The organism is Nocardia sp. CA-107356 (assembly GCF_050946365.1).
Taxonomy (GTDB): Bacteria; Actinomycetota; Actinomycetes; order Mycobacteriales; family Mycobacteriaceae; genus Nocardia.
In genome coordinates this window covers 6,250,759-6,268,585 of the sequence record NZ_CP191992.1, presented here as the reverse complement: position 1 = coordinate 6,268,585, position 17,827 = coordinate 6,250,759, and the positions used below count along the sequence as shown (strand labels likewise).

18 protein-coding genes are annotated in these 17,827 nt (G+C 66.5%); 14 read left to right on the top strand and 4 right to left on the bottom strand.

The genetic code is table 11. The features are described from left to right. Positions 1–12 precede the first annotated feature (12 nt). The gene (locus tag ACQP1G_RS28425) at positions 13–570 is read left to right on the top strand and encodes a DUF4334 domain-containing protein (RefSeq protein WP_433208878.1); all 558 of its coding nucleotides are present in this window, start codon (positions 13–15) and stop codon (positions 568–570) included. A gap of 154 nt (positions 571–724) precedes the next feature. Further along, positions 725–1,954 carry an FAD-dependent oxidoreductase gene (locus ACQP1G_RS28420; protein ID WP_433192622.1) on the top strand — a complete coding sequence of 410 codons (1,230 nt, stop codon included), beginning with the start codon at positions 725–727 and terminating at the stop codon, positions 1,952–1,954. 139 nt (positions 1,955–2,093) lie between these two features. Here the strand turns inward: ACQP1G_RS28420 and ACQP1G_RS28415 are convergent, their stop codons facing one another. After that, positions 2,094–3,062, bottom strand: a complete 969-nt coding sequence (locus tag ACQP1G_RS28415) for a quinone oxidoreductase family protein (RefSeq protein WP_433192621.1) — start codon at positions 3,060–3,062, stop codon at positions 2,094–2,096. Between the two features lie 83 nt (positions 3,063–3,145). On the opposite strand from ACQP1G_RS28415, the gene ACQP1G_RS28410 reads away from it, so the two are divergent. Continuing rightward, the gene (locus ACQP1G_RS28410; RefSeq protein ID WP_433192620.1) at positions 3,146–3,718 is read left to right on the top strand and encodes a helix-turn-helix domain-containing protein; all 573 of its coding nucleotides are present in this window, start codon (positions 3,146–3,148) and stop codon (positions 3,716–3,718) included. Between the two features lie 27 nt (positions 3,719–3,745). Here the strand turns inward: ACQP1G_RS28410 and ACQP1G_RS28405 are convergent, their stop codons facing one another. Beyond that, positions 3,746–4,465: an HD domain-containing protein gene (locus ACQP1G_RS28405; protein ID WP_433192619.1), complete on the bottom strand. Its 720-nt coding sequence runs from the start codon at positions 4,463–4,465 to the stop codon at positions 3,746–3,748. A gap of 142 nt (positions 4,466–4,607) precedes the next feature. Between ACQP1G_RS28405 and ACQP1G_RS28400 the strand changes: the two genes are divergently transcribed. Beyond that, on the top strand, positions 4,608–5,468 hold the full coding sequence (locus ACQP1G_RS28400; protein ID WP_433192618.1) for a hypothetical protein: 861 nt from the start codon (positions 4,608–4,610) through the stop codon (positions 5,466–5,468). Between the two features lie 50 nt (positions 5,469–5,518). Here the strand turns inward: ACQP1G_RS28400 and ACQP1G_RS28395 are convergent, their stop codons facing one another. Both ACQP1G_RS28395 and ACQP1G_RS28390 read right to left on the bottom strand, forming a co-directional pair. Continuing rightward, entirely contained in the window at positions 5,519–5,965 is a 447-nt protein-coding gene (locus ACQP1G_RS28395; RefSeq protein WP_433192617.1) for an SgcJ/EcaC family oxidoreductase, read from the bottom strand. Positions 5,966–6,023: 58 nt separating this feature from the next. Beyond that, the gene (locus tag ACQP1G_RS28390; protein WP_433192616.1) at positions 6,024–6,650 is read right to left on the bottom strand and encodes an alpha-ketoglutarate-dependent dioxygenase AlkB; all 627 of its coding nucleotides are present in this window, start codon (positions 6,648–6,650) and stop codon (positions 6,024–6,026) included. A gap of 522 nt (positions 6,651–7,172) precedes the next feature. Here ACQP1G_RS28390 and pyrR point away from each other — a divergent pair. The 10 genes from pyrR (at position 7,173) to rpoZ (ending at position 17,805) form a co-directional block, all read left to right on the top strand. After that, positions 7,173–7,808, top strand: coding sequence for a bifunctional pyr operon transcriptional regulator/uracil phosphoribosyltransferase PyrR (gene pyrR, locus ACQP1G_RS28385; protein ID WP_433192615.1), 636 nt, complete (start codon positions 7,173–7,175; stop codon positions 7,806–7,808). A gap of 73 nt (positions 7,809–7,881) precedes the next feature. Beyond that, positions 7,882–8,838, top strand: a complete 957-nt coding sequence (locus tag ACQP1G_RS28380; RefSeq protein ID WP_433192614.1) for an aspartate carbamoyltransferase catalytic subunit — start codon at positions 7,882–7,884, stop codon at positions 8,836–8,838. After that, a complete protein-coding gene (locus ACQP1G_RS28375; RefSeq protein WP_433192613.1) occupies positions 8,835–10,133 on the top strand; it encodes a dihydroorotase in 1,299 nt (432 codons plus the stop codon). The genes ACQP1G_RS28380 and ACQP1G_RS28375 overlap by 4 nt, the downstream gene beginning before the upstream one ends. After that, the gene (locus ACQP1G_RS28370) at positions 10,134–10,631 is read left to right on the top strand and encodes a transporter (protein WP_433192612.1); all 498 of its coding nucleotides are present in this window, start codon (positions 10,134–10,136) and stop codon (positions 10,629–10,631) included. Next, positions 10,628–11,743: a glutamine-hydrolyzing carbamoyl-phosphate synthase small subunit gene (carA, locus tag ACQP1G_RS28365; protein WP_433192611.1), complete on the top strand. Its 1,116-nt coding sequence runs from the start codon at positions 10,628–10,630 to the stop codon at positions 11,741–11,743. The genes ACQP1G_RS28370 and carA overlap by 4 nt, the downstream gene beginning before the upstream one ends. Then, positions 11,743–15,075, top strand: coding sequence for a carbamoyl-phosphate synthase large subunit (gene carB, locus ACQP1G_RS28360; RefSeq protein ID WP_433192610.1), 3,333 nt, complete (start codon positions 11,743–11,745; stop codon positions 15,073–15,075). The genes carA and carB overlap by 1 nt, the downstream gene beginning before the upstream one ends. A 28-nt stretch (positions 15,076–15,103) precedes the next feature. After that, complete coding sequence (gene pyrF / locus ACQP1G_RS28355; protein WP_433192609.1) at positions 15,104–15,928, top strand: orotidine-5'-phosphate decarboxylase; 825 nt, start codon at positions 15,104–15,106, stop codon at positions 15,926–15,928. Between the two features lie 625 nt (positions 15,929–16,553). After that, the gene (mihF, locus tag ACQP1G_RS28350) at positions 16,554–16,871 is read left to right on the top strand and encodes an integration host factor, actinobacterial type (protein WP_040692163.1); all 318 of its coding nucleotides are present in this window, start codon (positions 16,554–16,556) and stop codon (positions 16,869–16,871) included. A gap of 8 nt (positions 16,872–16,879) precedes the next feature. Then, on the top strand, positions 16,880–17,464 hold the full coding sequence (gene gmk, locus ACQP1G_RS28345; RefSeq protein ID WP_433192608.1) for a guanylate kinase: 585 nt from the start codon (positions 16,880–16,882) through the stop codon (positions 17,462–17,464). A gap of 59 nt (positions 17,465–17,523) precedes the next feature. Further along, on the top strand, positions 17,524–17,805 hold the full coding sequence (rpoZ, locus tag ACQP1G_RS28340; protein WP_040692158.1) for a DNA-directed RNA polymerase subunit omega: 282 nt from the start codon (positions 17,524–17,526) through the stop codon (positions 17,803–17,805). The last annotated feature ends 22 nt before the right edge of the window (positions 17,806–17,827 follow it).

Here is a 17,827-nt window from a genome sequence, read left to right as displayed (position 1 = left end):
CGGAGGTTGGCGATGGTCGAGGACGGGCGCACGGAGTCGGACGCTGCCGAGCTGGCAGAGCTGCTCGGTGGTGGATGCACCGCGAAACAAGCGTGGGACCTGTTCGATCGGTTGCCCGCGGCCAGGGTTGCGGAGGTCACGGTCGGGCGCTGGCGGGGCGCGGAACTCGATACCGGACATCCGTTTGCCGGAGTGCTCGTCGCATCGGGCTGGTACGGCAAACAATTCGACGACCCGGAATCGGTGCATCCGCTGCTGTTCGCCGACGCATCGGGAAATATCTTCGCGGTCGATCCGCGCCGGGTACCGCTCGGTCTCGCCGGTAAGGTGCCGGTCGCGGGCGTCCAGGCCGTGCGGAAGCTGCTGCCGGTCATCGGTCCGGTGATCCGAACCCGCGAGCCCGCAGCGCGTTTGCGCGATATCGAGTATCGCGGTGTGGTGAGTGCCGCGATGAGCTACGACCACCTGCCGATCATCGACCACTTCCGTCGCATCGATGCCGATACACTGCTCGGCGTCATGGATATGCGGGGTATGGACGAGCCGTACTTCTTCATCCTGCGCCGCTGACCAGCTGTTATCGGTGGGGTTTCGGTTGGCGCGGTGCCGATTTCCGGGCCCGCCATCGGCTTGGCGGCATACCATTGAGCTGAGCCAAGGAAACCGATACATCCGCGCCCGCGGAATGTCCGTCCGGCGCGTACGCACGCAGGGAGGCAGGGCGATGGAGCGGACGTCGTGTCTGGTGGTCGGTGGCGGACCGGCCGGAATGGTGCTCGGACTCCTGCTCGCCCGCGCCGGTATCGACGTGACCGTCCTGGAGAAACACAAGGACTTCCTGCGCGACTTCCGCGGCGACACAGTACATCCGACAACCCTGGACCTCCTGGATGAGCTGGGGCTGGCGGAGGAATTCGCGAAACTCCCGGCGCGCAAGCTGGATAGGATCCAGCTGCCGATCCGCGGTTCGGTGCAGACGGTGTTCACCCTGGAGCATCTGCCCGGCACACATAAATACATCGCGATGGTGCCGCAGTGGGATCTGCTGGACCTGCTGGCGCGGGCGGCCGATCGCGAGCCGAACTTCCGGCTGCGCATGAATACCGAAGCGACAGCGGTGATCCGGGACGGTAGTCGGATCGCCGGCGTCGCCTACCGGACCGGTGACGGCGATATCGGCGAGATCCGTGCCGACGTGACGGTGGCCTGCGATGGCCGCGACTCGGTGCTGCGGGCCGAGGTCGGGCTCGGCTCGCGCAGTTGGCCGACGCCGATGGACGTATGGTGGTTCCGCCTGCCACGCACTGATATCGACCCGGCCGGAGTGATCGCGCTGCTCAGTGCCAACCGCGCCGCGGTCATGTTCGACCGCGGCGACTACTGGCAGGTCGCCACCCTTATCGCGAAGGGTGGTGATGCGGCGGCCCGTCGCGGTCCGGTCTCCGAGATCGTGCGCAGCATGGCCGATGCCGCGCCGTGGCTGCGCGATCGGGAGAATGCGCTGCGGGGCTGGGACGAGGTGAAGTTGCTCGACGTGAAGTTGGACCGCCTGGACAAGTGGTACACCGACGGCTTGCTCTGCATCGGCGACGCCGCCCACGCGATGTCCCCGGCCGGGGGCGTTGGTATCAACCTCGCTGTCCAGGACGCCGTCGCCACCGCGAGAATTCTTGCCACACCACTGGCTTCGGGTACGTTGACAACCCACGACCTGGCCAAGGTGCAGCGTCGCCGTAGCATCCCCACCGCCATCACCCAAGGCATGCAACGATTCCTGCACACCGTCGCGATCGGCCCCGCACTATCCGGCCGAGTCGATATCGCCAACGCCGCCAGCACTCCGTTGCCGTTGCGCGTGCTGCGTCGAATCCCCGTGCTGCGCACCGTCCCTGCGTTCCTGGTCGCCAGAGGTGTACTGCCCGAGCATGCGCCCGCCTTCGCCCGGCGGCCCTGACACACATACCTACCGGCGGATGCATGCAGTGCAACAATGCATATTGTGTATCCCGCGATTCACGGGAAACGTCAATGGCCACAGGTGATTTCATCCACGTTTGACTCGGCCGACGAGATGACCGCGCCGCCGCCCGGACTCAGGGGCGCAGGACGATTTTGCCGATGGGGGAGCGCTCCTCGATGAGCTGATGTGCCTTTGCGGCCTCGTCGAGTGGCAGTACGGAATCGACAAGCGGTGTCAGGGTTCCGGTGGCGGCTCGATTGAGGGCTGCTGACCGGGCTGCCGCTACTTCGGCGAGCCAGTTCGGTCCGGCGCAGCCGGTGAGGGTGAGGCCTCGGGTGATCAGGTCCATTGCCGAGACCTGGGCGGGGGCGCCGGAAAGCCAGCCGTAGCTGAGCATTCGGCCGCGCAGCGGGGTCATGGTATCGAGCAGGGTGCCGGCACTGGTACCGCCGATCGAATCGAAGACGACATCGAGCGTTGTGGCGCCGAGGATTTCGGGTAGCCGGGCGGGCCAGTTCGCGGCGTTGTGGTCGATGACCTCATCCGCGCCCGATTCCAGTGCCCGCGCACACTTTTCGGGTCCGCCCGCGGTCGCGATCACGCGCGCCGCGCCGAATTCCTTGGCGAGCTGGATCAGTGCACTGCCGACTCCCGTTGCGGCGGCTTCGATCAGCACTGTTTCGGTGCCGGTGAGTGCCGCCGTCTCGAGTAGCGGCAGCGCCACCGAGCCGTTCATGAGGATCGCGACCGCATCGGTCGACGACAGGCCGTTGGGGATCGGGGTCGCCGAAGAGGTAGGCGCGGAGACGAATTCGGCGTAGGAGCCGAAGCCGACGGTGTCCACCGCGACGCGTCGGCCGATCCAGGTTGTGTCGACGTCGGCTCCGGCCTCGGTGACCACGCCGGCGGCCTGGAAGCCGAACACTATCGGTGGCTCGACGGGCATCGGAAACTCGCCCGAGCGCAGTTTGGTTTCCGGGAACAGCACCGGGATCGCCTCGGTGCGGATCACCAGTTCGCCGGGGCCGGGTTGCGGTGCCGGGACGTCGCGGGAGACCAGGACCTCGGGTCCGCCGACGCCCGTCATTACGATTGCCTTCATTGATAACTCCATAACTTGACTGTCGGTCCAGATATTCTCGAAGAATATGGACCGACGGTCAACTTGTCAATGAAGGTGGTGGAATGACGGACGAACGCCCAAGGGAACGGGCGGATGCGGCACGGAACCGGCAGGCGATACTGGCCGCGACCGCCGCGCTGCTCGCCGAACACGGCGCCGACGCGCTCACCATGGACCGGGTCGCGGCCGCGGCCGGAGTCGGCAAGGGCACGATCTTCCATCGCTTCGGCAATCGCGCCGGACTGCTGCACGAGATGATCGCCGAGACCACATTCGCGCTGATGGACGCCGTCCGCGCCGGACCGCCGCCACTGGGGCCCGGGGCGCCGGCCGGGGAGCGTCTGGTGGCGTTCTTCGACGCATTCGTGCGATTGATGACCGACAATATCGAGGTGACGGTCGCCTACCTCCAGGGCCCGCCGCATCCACAGGCCGCCGAGATCCATGAATTCTGGGATGCGCACATCGTCGCGCTGCTGCGGGAGGCCCGCCCGGATCTGGATGCCGAGGTGGTCGGCAGGCTGCTGCTCGGCGCATTGGGCGGTGAACAGGTGCCGCGGCTGGCGCGTGCGGGGGAGACCGAACGCCTGCTCGCGTCGGTTCGTCAGCTGGTGGAATCGGTGCTGCGAGCGTAGCGACTGCTGGTAAGTCGCTCGAAATGGTCAGCCGTGATCCCGCTCGAGGATCGCGTCGAAGCGCTCGTCGGCGCTATCGAGTTGGTGCAGGATACGGCGTTTGACGTGCTCGGCCAGCGGAGTGTCCTGGCGCGTGACGAGTTCGCGATAGATATCGGTGAGCGGACGGTATTTGACGGCGAGGTTGCGCATTGCCGTTCCGTCGGCATACAGGATGCCGACACCATTGTCGGTGAAGTCGGAGAGTTTGACGATGCGAGCCCACGGCGCGCGATCCAGCTCGGCCGCGACGTGTTCGCGATATTGTGCGTGCCGATCGACGGTCGGATCCGGTTCGGGATTGGTGACGGCGGCGACGAGTTCGGCGACGCGGGCACCGAATCGGGCAGAAAGTTCGGCGAGTGCGGCATCGGTCGGCGAGCCGGGGCGGGCACCGGCCAGTTCGGCGCAATGATCCTCGACCGAATCGTGGAGCAGCCCGGCCGCGACGACGTCCGGGTCGCGTACCTCGTAGTGGCTGATGATCCGAATCGCGACGCGAAGTAGGTGGCTGAGATACGGTTCGCGACCGTAGCGATCGTCGCGATGCAGTTCGGTGGCCAGGTCCAATGCCGCGGTGAGACGCTCGGCGTCGGATAATTCGGCAATTTCGAGAAGAAGTCGTTCGCGCAGTCCGGATTCGCCGTAAACCTCGCTGATCGTATGTAGCGGCATTACGGCCAAAACCCCCGCCCCAGGATTGCTCATATTGTCAATCTATCGGGGACCGGTCGGTCGGCGCTGTGCTCTGGAGCACTGTTCACCTCGACCGGCGCGCGAAATAATCCGTTGCCGCTCGCAGGCGGCCGTGGTCTCCTGGAACACACGCGAGGCGGAACTGGAGGTGAACGTGGCCGCGCACGACAAACGGCCGCGCCCCGGTTCGGCCAACGACAACATGCTGAAACTGCATCGGCGCACCATGGTGCTCGATGGGCGGGTGTATACGGTGCTGAGCCTGCGCCCGGGCAGTGATTTCCGCTTCGCCACCAACCGTTTTCACGACACCTGGCATGTGCTCTCCGATTGGCGCGGTGCGCGGGTGCTTGCTCGGCTGCTGTGGGGTCTGGCCTATCAGCGGCGGCCGGGCACGCTCGTGGTGATCGATCCGGCGCATCTGGACCCGAATCCATTCGACGCCGCGCCGTCGGATCCGATCGTGCTGGTGCCCGCCGATCTGACCGTATTCACCCGCGCCGCGGCCATCGGTCTGCGCAGGCGACTGCCGTTCCGCGATGGTTCGCGGGGAACCGTGCGCTGGCAGACGTTCGGCCTGGACGCCGCGGTCGCCGAACTGCGGGAATGGCGGGCCGCGGAACCGGGGGAACGGGACTGGAACTTCATCGATATCCCGACCGGATGGGAACGCGTCGAGCGAATCGGCGGCCTGGTGACGATATTCGGTGCGGCCGACCAGTTGCGTTCCTGGGGGACCACGCTCGCGACGCTGGGCACCTATGCCTACGACGGCATGGATTACGAATACCTGGACGAAGACAGGAACGGTGAGGTGCAGATCTTCCGGCACTACCGCCGGAAGGTGAACGTCGCACGTCAGGCCCGCGCCGAGGTGCTGGCCCGGCTCGGCGGGCACGCGCCGACGGAGGATGTCCAGCGGGCTATCTGGTCGCACGCCGCGACCGTTCGCCGACGTCGTTTTCCGACGCCCGAGCAACCGCGAGCTGCCTCGGAACCGCTCGCACCGAACTGATCCCGCACCGGCAGCACCGCATCCGTTGCGGTGCTGCCCGTTGCCCGAGGTCATTTCGCCTGTGGAACCAGCGTGTTCTGCCTGGCCGCGGTCCACCACCGGCCGTTCTCCTTGACCAGGACGTACAACGCGATCATGGCGTGATCGATATCGATCAGTGCGCCCTCGGCCGTCGTCGCCCGCGCGAGCTTGTGCGCGATCGCTATATCGGGCCGCAGGAAGACGATGTCGGCCACGTCGTAGCGGACATACTGATCCTTCAGGAATCCCGCCAGTCCCTGCCGATTCGCCTCGAGTAGCGCGTCCTTCCCGACCATGAGCGCGCCGACCGCATTGACCACAGCCGCGTTGGCGGTGAAGTCGGCGGTCATCAGTTCGGCATCATTGGTGTTGTACGCGGTCTGGACATTGGCGATGATCTGCTGGATCGCCGCGATGTCGTCGGTGTGGTCGACCGTGGTGTCCTCGACCAGGGGCTGAATTGTCGTTGCGTTCATGGAGATCAGCTTGTTATCTCAACCATGGTTGAGGTCAACTGATCGTCGGACGTGTCACTCAGCGGACGCCGCGCGGCCGGAATTGAATGCTGATCCGAGGGCCGGTCGGCTTGCGCGTCTTCGGTACCGCATGCTCCCAGGTGCGTTGGCACGAGCCGCCCATCACCAGCAGATCACCATGGCCGACCTGATATCGAATGCTCGCGCCGCCTCCGCGTGGGCGCAGCAGTAGCGCCCGCGGCGCACCGATCGACACGATGGCGACCATGGTGTCGTCGGTTGCTCCGCGCCCGGAGGTGTCGCCATGCCAGGCGACGCTGTCGCGCCCGTCGCGGTAGTAGCACAATCCGGCCGTGCGGTACGGCTCGCCGAGTTCCTCGCGGTAGTGCCCGCTCAACGCCGCCCGCGCCTCGTCCAGCGATGGATCCGGCAGCAGCGCGCCCTCCTCGTAGAAGCAGAGCAGCCGCGGCACATCCACCACCCGGTCGTACATCGGCCGCCGCTCCGCCTGCCAGGGCACCTGATCGACCAGGCGCTCGAACAGCACGTCAGCCCCCGACATCCACCCGGGCAGCACATCCACCCAAGCCCCATGACTCAATGTCGTCCGTCGAATGCCTTGGAGCCCTCCGACCTCGATCTCTCCGAATCCGTCGAGCAGCGATCCCTGCAGCGGTGTCGACATGCCGCCGAATCTACGCCAACTCGAACATATGTGCTAGCGAGAAACGGCCATCGAATGACGGACTCGGTCTTGGTAAGAATGACGGGCAGCACGTTGACAATGGGGAGGCGGCAATGACCGAAATGCATCCGAAGGCGCCGATGGCAGGTGTCGCGTTGACCGCGATCGGAGTGTGACGCTGGCGCGACACCTGCGAGCGGCTCGGACATCGATGCCGGAGAATGGCTCGACCGGCACGGCTGGCGCACCGAGTTCCGAGCATGGGACGACATGGTCGCCGACTTCGACAGGGCGGTCGCGTTGCACAACCCCAACGTCGGAGTCGTCGTCGCGCGAGTCGTAGTCGCTGTCCGGAATGCCCGGCGTATCCGAAACTCGCCGCGTGGTCCGGCTCACAGCGGTTTCGTGGCACCGCTCACAGCGGGATATGCCTGGTGAAAGCGGTGCGAACGGCGCTGCTAGGCTGCATGCCGTAAGACATCCTTTAACGGACCGTCCGGTGAGGCGGGGAAGGAGGTCGGCATGGCCGTGCCCGAGGAACGGGCCGCCAAGTCCGGCGCTGCCGAAACGTCGCAGCGACACACCCCGGAGTGGGTGAGCGCGGGACGCGAGCTGTTGTCTCCTTCCGACGTCGGCCGGACCATCGCGCGCATCGCGCATCAGATCATCGAGAAGACCGCCCTGGATGCGGGCGAGCCGGGCGCACCGCGCGTGGTGCTGATCGGCATTCCCACTCGCGGTACGACTCTCGCCGCGCGACTTACCGACAAGATCGAGGAATTCTCCGGCGTGCGCCCGGCCCTCGGCTCACTCGACATCACCCTCTACCGCGACGATCTGCGCAGCCGCCCGCACCGCCCGCTCGAGCGCACCTCCGTCCCGGAAGGCGGAATCGAAGACGCACTGGTGGTACTCGTCGATGACGTGCTGTTCTCCGGCCGGACCGTCCGCTCCGCCCTCGACGGTCTGCGCGACCTGGGCCGCCCCCGCGCCGTCCAACTCGCGGTACTCATCGACCGCGGCCATCGCGAACTCCCGATCCGCGCGGATTTCGTCGGCAAGAACGTGCCGACCTCCCGCAGCGAGGACATCTCCGTACTGCTCACCGAACATGACGGCCACGACGGCGTCTACTTGCACCAGGAGGAAGCGCAGTGAACCGGCTCGCCGGACCCGCCCCTTGCCTCGACCAGCGCATCCGTGGTGGTCGCGTGGCCCGGGAGGTGGCGGCGTGAAGCATCTGCTGACGGTGACCGACCTGAGCCGCGCCACCGCCACGGAATTGCTCGACGAGGCCGAACGCTTCGAGCAGGCGCTGCTCGGTCGCGAGGTGAAGAAGCTGCCGACGCTGCGCGGCCGCACGGTGATGACGGTCTTCTACGAGAACTCGACACGCACCCGGGTGTCCTTCGAGGTCGCGGGCAAGTGGATGAGCGCCGACGTGATCAACGTCAGCGCGAGCAGTTCGTCGGTCTCCAAGGGCGAATCGCTACGCGACACCGCGCTCACCTTGCATGCCGCCGGTGCCGATGCGCTGATCGTCCGGCATCCGGCTTCCGGTGCGGCACACCAGATCGCGCGTTGGATGGATGCCTGGGGATCGGCCGAGGGCCGCACCGGTCCGGCGATCATCAACGCTGGCGACGGCACCCACCAGCACCCGACGCAGGCACTGCTCGACGCGCTGACTCTGCGTCAGCGTCTCGGCGATATCGAGGGCAAGCGTGTCGTCATTGTCGGCGATATTCTGCACAGCCGGGTCGCCCGCTCGAATGTCTTCCTGCTGAACACCCTCGGCGCCGAGGTGGTGCTGGTCGCGCCGCGCACGCTGCTGCCGGTCGGTGCGGAAGCCTGGCCCGCTCGGATCTCGCACAGCCTCGACGCCGAATTGCCCGGCGCGGACGCGGTGCTCATGTTGCGGGTGCAGCAGGAGCGGATGAACGGCGGATTCTTTCCGTCGGCCCGCGAATATTCGGTCAACTACGGGCTTTCCGAGCGCAGGCTCGCGCTGCTCGACGCGGACGCGGTGGTGCTGCATCCGGGTCCGATGCTGCGCGGTATGGAAATCGCCTCGCCCGTGGCGGATTCATCGCAGGCGGCAATCCTGCAACAGGTGACGAACGGAGTACATATGCGGATGGCCGTGCTGTTCCGGCTGCTGGTCGGTACCCAGGAGGCTGCCGCATGAGTCTGCTGCTGAAGGGTGTTCGGCCGTACGGCGAGGGCGAGCCGGTCGATGTACTCGTGCGCGATGGCGTCATTGCCGCCATCGGGACGGATCTCGACACCAGCGATGACACCGAGATCATCGACGCACCGGGCCAGATCCTGTTGCCCGGCTTCGTCGACCTGCACACCCATTTGCGCGAACCCGGCCGCGAGGATACCGAAACCATCGAAACCGGTTCCGCCGCAGCGGCACTCGGCGGCTATACCGCGGTCTTCGCCATGGCCAACACCAGTCCGGTCGCCGACTCGGTGGTCGTCACCGACCATGTGTGGCGCCGTGGCCAGGACATCGGCCTGGTCGATGTGTATCCGGTGGGTGCGGTCACCGTCGGTCTCGAAGGTAAGCAACTCGCCGAAATGGGCACCATGGCCGCCGGAATCGGCGCGGTGCGCATGTTCTCCGATGACGGCCACTGCGTCTACGACCCGCTGCTCATGCGCCGCGCACTGGAGTATTCGAACTCCCTGGGCGTATTGATCGCCCAGCATGCCGAGGAGCCGCGCCTGACCAAGGGCGCTGTCGCACACGAGGGGCCGACCGCGGCCCGTCTCGGCCTGGCCGGTTGGCCGCGCGCCGCGGAGGAGTCGATCGTCGCGCGCGACGCACTGCTGGCCCGCGATGCCGGCGCCCGCGTTCACATCTGCCACGCCTCCACCGCCGGCACCGTCGAACTGCTGAAATGGGCCAAAGCGCAAGGTATTTCGATCACCGCCGAGGTCACCCCACACCACCTGCTGCTCGACGATTCGCGCCTGGAGACCTACGACGCGGTCAACAAGGTGAACCCGCCGCTGCGCGAGGTCTCCGACACCGTCGCGCTGCGACAGGCACTGGCCGATGGCATCCTCGACTGCGTCGCCACCGACCACGCCCCGCACGCCGAACAGGACAAGTGCTGCGAATTCGCCGCCGCCCGCCCCGGCATGCTCGGCCTGGAGACCGCGCTGTCGATCATCGCGCAGACCATGGTCGCGCCCGGCCTGCTGGATTGGCGCGGTGTCGCCAGGGTGATGAGCGAGCGTCCGGCCGAGATCGTCGGACTCGATGGACACGGCCGCCCGATCGAGGTCGGCGAACCGGCCAATCTCACGCTGGTCGATCCGGATGCGACCTGGACTGTGCGGGCCAGCGAGCTCGCCAGCATTTCGAACAACACACCGTTCGACGACATGACGTTCCCGGCTCGGGTGACAACGACGTTGCTGCGAGGCCGGGTAACCGCCCGTGAGGGCAAGGCGGTGGGAGGTCCGTAAGTGGAAAGAACGCTGTGGGTGGTCGGGCTGCTCGTACTGTTCGCCCTGTGCATCTGGCTGATGTATCGAGGCTGGCAGAACCGCGCCGCGCGCCAAGCGGCACGTATCGGCGAACTACCGCATGTGCCAGGTGATCTCGGCGCTCAGGTGCTCGAGCCGACCACCGGACTGTATCTCGGCAGCACCATCGCGCCCAGCTGGCAGGACCGGATCACCGTGGGCGACTTGGGTTTCCGGGCTACAGCGGAACTCACGCGGTTCGAACGGGGGATTCTGCTAGAGCGCGACGGTGCGACGATGCTCTGGATTCCGCAGGAATCCATTACCGCCGTGCGGACCGAACGCGGACATGCGGGCAAGGTGATGACCGAAGATGGAGTGCTGGTAATTCGCTGGAAGCTGCCGACCGGAACCGAGATAGATACCGGTTTCCGAGGTGACGACAAGACGGTGTACCCGGCGTGGGCCAGGGCGATGACGGGAGACGACGAGGGATGAAAGAAGTAGCAGCGGCTCTAGTACTGGAGGACGGGCGGGTTTTCCGCGGCACGGCCTTCGGCGCGGTCGGTGAAACGCTCGGTGAGGCGGTGTTCTGCACCGCGATGACCGGGTATCAGGAGACCCTCACCGACCCGAGCTACCACCGCCAGATCGTGGTGGCCACAGCCCCGCAGATCGGCAATACCGGCTGGAACGACGAGGACGACGAATCCGGCAAGATCTGGGTCGCCGGATACGCGGTCCGCGACGCCACGCGCGTCGCGTCGAACTGGCGCTCCACCGGCACCCTGCAAGACCAACTGGACCGCCAGCAGGTCGTCGGCATCGCAGGCATCGACACCCGCGCGCTGGTGCGCCACCTGCGCACCCGCGGTTCGATGAAGGCGGGCATCTTCTCCGGTACGGCGCTGGCCGACGCCGACGAATTGCTGGCCCGCGTCAACGGACAGCCCTCGATGCTGGGCGCCGACCTGGCCGAAGAGGTCAGCACCGAAGCGCTGTACACGATCGAACCGAACGGCGACCCGCGCTTCACCGTCGTCGCGGTCGACCTCGGCATCAAGACCAATACACCGCGCATGTTCGCCCAGCGCGGTATGCGAGTGCACGTGGTGCCGTCGACTGTCTCGCTGGACCAGATCCGGGAACTGAAGCCGGACGGTGTTTTCCTGTCCAACGGTCCCGGCGACCCGGCCACCCAGGACGGTGCGGTCGCGATCACCCAGGGTGTGCTGGAGCAGGGCCTGCCGCTGTTCGGAATCTGCTTCGGCAACCAGATCCTCGGCCGCGCCTTGGGCCGCAAGACCTACAAGATGAAGTTCGGCCACCGCGGCATCAATATCCCGGTCGTCGAGCACGAGACCGGGCGGATCTCGATCACCGCGCAGAACCACGGCTTCGCGCTCGAGGGCGAGCAGGGCGAGCAGTTCGACACCCCGTTCGGCAAGGCCGAGGTCAGCCACGTCTGCGCCAATGACGGCACCGTCGAGGGCGTGCGGCTGGTGAACGGCCGCGCGTTCTCGGTGCAGTACCACCCGGAGGCCGCCGCCGGACCCCATGACGCCGCCTATCTCTTCGACCGTTTCGCCGGTCTCATGGAAGGAGCCTGATGCCTCGCCGCGAGGATCTGAAGCACATCCTGGTGATCGGCTCTGGTCCGATCGTCATCGGCCAGGCGTGCGAATTCGACTATTCCGGCACCCAGGCGTGCAGGGTGCTGCGGGCCGAGGGCCTGCGGGTTTCGCTGGTGAACTCGAACCCGGCGACCATCATGACCGACCCGGAATTCGCTGATTCCACCTATGTGGAGCCGATTACGCCGGAGTTCGTCGAGAAGGTCATCGAAAAGGAGCGCCCCGACGCCATTCTCGCCACTCTCGGTGGGCAGACCGCGCTGAACACCGCTGTCGCCCTACACGAACGCGGGGTGCTGCAGAAGTACAACGTCGAGCTGATCGGCGCCGACTTCGAGGCCATCCAGCGCGGTGAGGACCGGCAGAAGTTCAAGGACATCGTCGCCAAGGTCGGCGGCGAGAGCGCGCGCTCGCGGGTCTGCCACACCATGGACGAGGTCCGCGCAACCGTCGTGGAACTGGGCTTTCCGGTGGTCGTGCGGCCGTCGTTCACCATGGGCGGCCTCGGCTCGGGTATGGCCTACAACGACGAGGATCTCGATCGCATCGCGGGCGGCGGTCTGGCCGCCTCGCCCACCGCGAACGTGCTCATCGAGGAATCCATCCTGGGCTGGAAGGAATACGAACTCGAGTTGATGCGCGACGGCCGCGACAATGTCGTGGTGGTCTGCTCGATCGAGAACGTGGACCCGATGGGCGTGCACACCGGTGATTCGGTCACCGTGGCGCCCGCCATGACGCTCACCGACCGCGAATACCAGAAGCTGCGCGACCTCGGCATCGACATCCTGCGCGAGGTCGGCGTCGACACCGGCGGCTGCAATATCCAGTTCGCGGTGAACCCGGCCGACGGGCGCCTGATCGTCATCGAGATGAACCCGCGCGTCTCGCGCTCGTCCGCACTGGCTTCCAAGGCAACGGGTTTCCCGATCGCCAAGATCGCCGCCAAGCTGGCCATCGGCTACACCCTGGACGAGATCGTCAATGACATCACCAAGGAGACCCCGGCCTGTTTCGAGCCGACCCTGGACTACGTGGTCGTCAAGGCGCCGCGGTTCGCGTTCGAGAAGTTTCCCGGCGCCGACGCCACGCTGACCACCACCATGAAGTCGGTCGGCGAGGCAATGTCGCTGGGGCGCAATTTCGCCGAGGCGCTCGGCAAGGTGCTGCGCTCGCTGGAGACCAAGGCCGCGGGCTTCTGGACCCAGGAAGACGGCAAGTGGACCGATATCGAAGCCATCCTGGAAGATCTGCGCACCCCGACCGAGGGGCGTATCTACCAGGTCGAGCGTGCGCTGCGGCTTGGCGCCGGCATCGACGACGTCGCCAAGGCCTCCGGCATCGACCCGTGGTTCGTCGCCGAGGTGGCCGGGCTCGTCGAGCTGCGTCGGGAGATCATCGACGCACCGGTGCTCGATGAGCCGCTGCTGCGTCGCGCCAAGCACTACGGTCTCTCCGATCGTCAGATCGCCGCGCTGCGACCGGAATTGGCGGGCGAGACCGGTGTGCGCGCACTGCGCCACCGGCTCGATATCCGTCCGGTCTTCAAGACTGTCGACACCTGCGCCGCCGAATTCGAGGCCAAGACGCCGTACCACTACTCGACCTATGAACTCGACCCCGCCGCCGAGTCCGAGGTCGCGGCGCAGCGCGAGCGCGACAAGGTGATCATCCTGGGTTCGGGCCCGAACCGCATCGGTCAGGGCATCGAATTCGACTACTCCTGTGTCCATGCGGCGCAGACGCTGTCGCAGGCCGGGTACGAGACGGTGATGGTCAACTGCAATCCGGAGACCGTCTCCACCGACTACGACACCGCGGATCGGCTCTACTTCGAGCCGCTGACCTTCGAGGATGTGCTCGAGGTCTTCCACGCCGAATCCGAATCCGGCACCGTCGCTGGTGTGATCGTGCAGCTGGGCGGGCAGACCCCGCTGGGCCTCGCGCAGCGCCTCACCGATGCCGGTGTGCCAGTGGTCGGCACGAGTGCCGCCGCCATCGACCTGGCCGAGGACCGTGGCGAATTCGGTGATGTGCTGGTCGCCGCGGGCCTGCCCGCGCCGAAATACGGCACCGCGACCACCTTCGCGCAGGCCAAGAAGATCGCCGCGGGCATCGGCTACCCGGTGCTGGTGCGCCCGTCCTACGTGCTCGGCGGGCGTGGCATGGAGATCGTCTACGACGAGGACTCGCTGGAGGGCTACATCTCCCGGGCGACCGAACTCAGTCCGGAACATCCGGTCCTGGTCGACCGCTTCCTGGAAGACGCCATCGAAATCGACGTCGACGCGCTCTGCGACGGCGAGGAGGTCTACCTCGGCGGTGTGATGGAGCACATCGAAGAGGCGGGCATCCACTCCGGCGACTCCGCCTGCGCACTTCCGCCGATCACCCTGGGCCGCAGTGATATCGAGGCGGTGCGCCGCTCGACGATCGCGCTGGCCAAGGGCATCGGGGTCAAGGGCCTGCTCAATGTGCAGTACGCGCTGAAGGATGACGTGCTCTACGTACTCGAGGCGAATCCGCGGGCGAGCCGGACGGTTCCGTTCGTCTCCAAGGCCACGGCGGTGCCGCTGGCCAAGGCGGCCGCGCGCATCACCATGGGCGCCACCATCGCCGAACTCCGCAAGGAGGGCATGCTGCCCGCCGAGGGCGACGGCGGCCACGTGCCGCTCGACGCCCCGGTCGCGGTCAAGGAAGCGGTACTGCCGTTCCACCGGTTCCGCAAGGCCGACGGTAGCGGCGTCGATTCGCTGCTCTCGCCCGAGATGAAGTCCACCGGTGAGGTCATGGGCATCGACGCCGATTTCGGTACCGCCTTCGCCAAGAGCCAGGCCGCGGCCTACGGTTCGCTGCCGACCGAGGGCACCGTATTCGTCTCGATCGCCAACCGGGACAAGCGCGCGATGGTGTTCCCGGTCAAGCGCCTCAACGACCTCGGCTTCCGCATCCTGGCCACCGAGGGCACCGCGGAAATGCTGCGCCGCAACGGAATTCCCTGCGAACAGGTGCGCAAGCACTCGGACCCGGCGCCTGCGCAGGGGCTAGAGGGCGCGGACATCCCGGTTCCGACCATCGTGGAGCAGATCCGCGACGGCGAGGTCGACATGGTGTTCAACACCCCGTACGGCAACTCCGGGCCGCGCGTGGACGGCTACGAGATCCGTACCGCGGCGGTGGGCGTGAACATCCCGTGTATCACCACGGTGCAGGGTGCGGCCGCGGCGGTGCAGGGCATCGAGGCCAGCATCAACGGCGGTATCGGGGTGCGCTCGCTACAGGAGCTGCATTCGGTGCTGCGTGGCTGACGGGGCGACGGACGAAGGAGGCGGTGCGATGAAGACATTCGGTGCCCGATTGCAGCACGCCATGCGGCATTTCGGCGCACTGTGCGTCGGCATCGACCCGCATCCGGGTCTACTCGAATCCTGGGGCCTCACCGACGATGTCGACGGCGTCGAGAAATTCGCCGAGATCTGCGTCGAGGCCTTCGACGGTGAGGTCGCGCTGATCAAGCCGCAGGTCGCCTTCTTCGAGGCCTACGGTTCCGGCGGAATCGCGGTATTGGAGCGCACCATCGAGGTGCTGCGCGCCTCGGGCACCCTGGTGCTCGCCGACGCCAAACGCGGCGATATCGGCTCCACCATGGATGCCTACGCGCGGACCTGGCTGGCCGACGGCCCGCTCGGATCGGATGCGGTGACGGTCTCGCCGTATCTCGGATTCGGTTCCCTCGCACCGGCTTTGACGCTCGCGGAGGCGAACGGCCGGGGTGTCTTCGTGCTCGCCGCCACGTCGAATCCCGAAGGTGCGCAAGTGCAGCGGGCGCTGGCGGCGGATGGTCGCACGGTCGCGCAGATGGTGGTCGACGCGGCGGCTCAGTGCAATGCGGGCCAGGAGTTCGGTTCGGTCGGCATTGTGCTCGGGGCGACACTCACCGAGCCGCTGGATCTCGCCGCGCTCAACGGCCCGATCCTGATGCCGGGCGTCGGCGCGCAGGGCGGTGGGCCGGAAACCGTGCGCGAGCTGGTCTCGGATCATCTGCTGCCTGCGGTCGTGCCTAATGCCTCGCGCGAGGTGTTGCGCCACGGCCCATCCGTCTCGGCACTGCGTGCCAAGCTGAGGGCTGTGCAGGACGAGTTCGCCTTCCTGCGGCGCTGACGCGGCGATGATTGCGGTGGACCGGCGCTTCGGCGTCGGTCCATTGTGCGTTTCGGGGTGCGGGAGTACCGGTTGAGCGGGGATGACGTGTCATATCGAACAGCTGTGCGCCCCGCTGCGCCGTTTTCCCCATCATTCGGCATACCGGTGGCCGATGCGGCGTCCTGATCGATTACGGAGCGCGCTGGCCCGGCACAGAGTGCCGTCCATGCTCACCTCGCCGCGATCGTGGCGACCGCCGGGGCCGCCCGAAGGCTCGAAATCTGTCGTTTCACGCCTCCGACACGCGCAAGAACAATGCGACACGCGGAAAAATCCGAGAAACTTCCAGGTCGGACGAGCGACCGGTTGCTGGCGCGATGCGGGTTACCGCCGCAACCGCTCCGCTAACCCGCTGAATGTATGAATACCCCCAGCTCGCGGGGCATTTCGAGATTTCGGCGGTAGGATCTCCGCAGCGATCGACGCGCTGTGCGCATCCCGCCGGGACCACCCCTACGATATCGGCGAATCATGCGCTGACCTGGGGGGTGGGTTCGCAATCGGAGAACGTCGTGGGTACGGTCGCTGAGACTGCTGGGTTACCGGCAGGAGTTGATGCAATGAACGATGAGACGGAGGAACCGTGGCCCTTCCCCAGCTGACTGACGAGCAGCGCGCCGCTGCTTTGGAGAAGGCGGCTGCCGCTCGCCGTGCTCGGGCGGAGCTCAAGGAGCGCCTGAAGCGTGGCGGCACCGACCTGAAGCAGGTCCTCACCGATGCCGAATCCGACGAGATCCTCGGCAAGATGAAGGTGTCGGCTCTGCTGGAGGCCCTGCCCAAGGTGGGCAAGGTCAAGGCGGCGGAGATCATGAGCGAGCTGGAGATCGCCCCCACCCGGCGTCTGCGCGGACTGGGTGATCGGCAGCGCAAGGCGCTGCTCGCCCGATTCGACTTCGCCTGACCACCAAGGTGGTCGAACACACGCGGAAGGGTCGACTGGTTGTACTGGTCGGCCCCTCGGCCGTGGGTAAGTCGACCGTGGTCCGTTGCGTCCGCGAGCGACTTCCCCAACTGGTCTTCAGCGTGTCGGCGACAACCCGGGCCCCCCGGCCCGGGGAGGTCGACGGCCGCGACTACCGGTTCGTGTCCCGGGAAGAGTTCGACGCCATGATCGCGGCGGGTGAACTCCTCGAGTGGGCCGATATCCACGGGGGATTACAGCGCTCCGGCACCCCGGCCAAACCGGTGCGTGACGGATTGGCTGCCGGACTGCCGGTGCTCGTCGAGGTGGACCTCGAGGGCGCGCGGTCGGTACGCAAGGCCATCCCGGAGGCGCTGCTGGTATTCCTCGCCCCGCCCAGCTGGGACGAATTGGTATCACGGCTCACCTCGCGCGGTACCGAATCGCCCGAGGTGATCGCACGCAGGTTGGATACCGCCAGGACCGAATTGGCGGCCTGTGACGAGTTCGACATCGTCATAGTGAACGACGAGGTGACCAGCGCCTGTGAGCAGTTGGTATCGTTGTTTGTTAGCACAAATTCGAGTTCGTGACACGCACACGCTCGAAATAACCCAGCCCGAAGAACCGATCCCCGCAGGAGCCCACACAAGTGAGCAGTACGGACATCAAGCCCGCGCCCGCATACGACACTCCGGTCGGCCTCACCAACCCGCCGATCGACGAGCTGCTGGAGCGCACCTCGTCCAAGTACGCGCTGGTCATCTACGCGGCCAAGCGGGCCCGTCAGATCAACGACTACTACAACCAGCTCGGCGACGGCATCCTCGAATATGTCGGTCCGCTGGTCGAGCCGGGTCTGCAGGAGAAGCCGCTCTCGGTCGCGATGCGGGAGATCCACTCCGACCTGCTCGAGCACTCCGAAGGCGAATAGCAGACTCGTCGAACTCCCCGCG

What these genes read in the sequence shown, in the direction of transcription:
- ACQP1G_RS28425 (WP_433208878.1), top strand. Translation starts at nt 13, where the DNA reads ATGGTCGAGGACGGGCGCACGGAGTCGGACGCTGCCGAGCTGGCAGAG.
- ACQP1G_RS28420 (WP_433192622.1), top strand. Translation starts at nt 725, where the DNA reads ATGGAGCGGACGTCGTGTCTGGTGGTCGGTGGCGGACCGGCCGGAATG.
- ACQP1G_RS28415 (WP_433192621.1), bottom strand. Translation starts at nt 3,062, where the DNA reads ATGAAGGCAATCGTAATGACGGGCGTCGGCGGACCCGAGGTCCTGGTC.
- ACQP1G_RS28410 (WP_433192620.1), top strand. Translation starts at nt 3,146, where the DNA reads ATGACGGACGAACGCCCAAGGGAACGGGCGGATGCGGCACGGAACCGG.
- ACQP1G_RS28405 (WP_433192619.1), bottom strand. Translation starts at nt 4,465, where the DNA reads ATGAGCAATCCTGGGGCGGGGGTTTTGGCCGTAATGCCGCTACATACG.
- ACQP1G_RS28395 (WP_433192617.1), bottom strand. Translation starts at nt 5,965, where the DNA reads ATGAACGCAACGACAATTCAGCCCCTGGTCGAGGACACCACGGTCGAC.
- ACQP1G_RS28390 (WP_433192616.1), bottom strand. Translation starts at nt 6,650, where the DNA reads ATGTCGACACCGCTGCAGGGATCGCTGCTCGACGGATTCGGAGAGATC.
- pyrR (WP_433192615.1), top strand. Translation starts at nt 7,173, where the DNA reads ATGGCCGTGCCCGAGGAACGGGCCGCCAAGTCCGGCGCTGCCGAAACG.
- ACQP1G_RS28375 (WP_433192613.1), top strand. Translation starts at nt 8,835, where the DNA reads ATGAGTCTGCTGCTGAAGGGTGTTCGGCCGTACGGCGAGGGCGAGCCG.
- carA (WP_433192611.1), top strand. Translation starts at nt 10,628, where the DNA reads ATGAAAGAAGTAGCAGCGGCTCTAGTACTGGAGGACGGGCGGGTTTTC.
- carB (WP_433192610.1), top strand. Translation starts at nt 11,743, where the DNA reads ATGCCTCGCCGCGAGGATCTGAAGCACATCCTGGTGATCGGCTCTGGT.
- pyrF (WP_433192609.1), top strand. Translation starts at nt 15,104, where the DNA reads ATGAAGACATTCGGTGCCCGATTGCAGCACGCCATGCGGCATTTCGGC.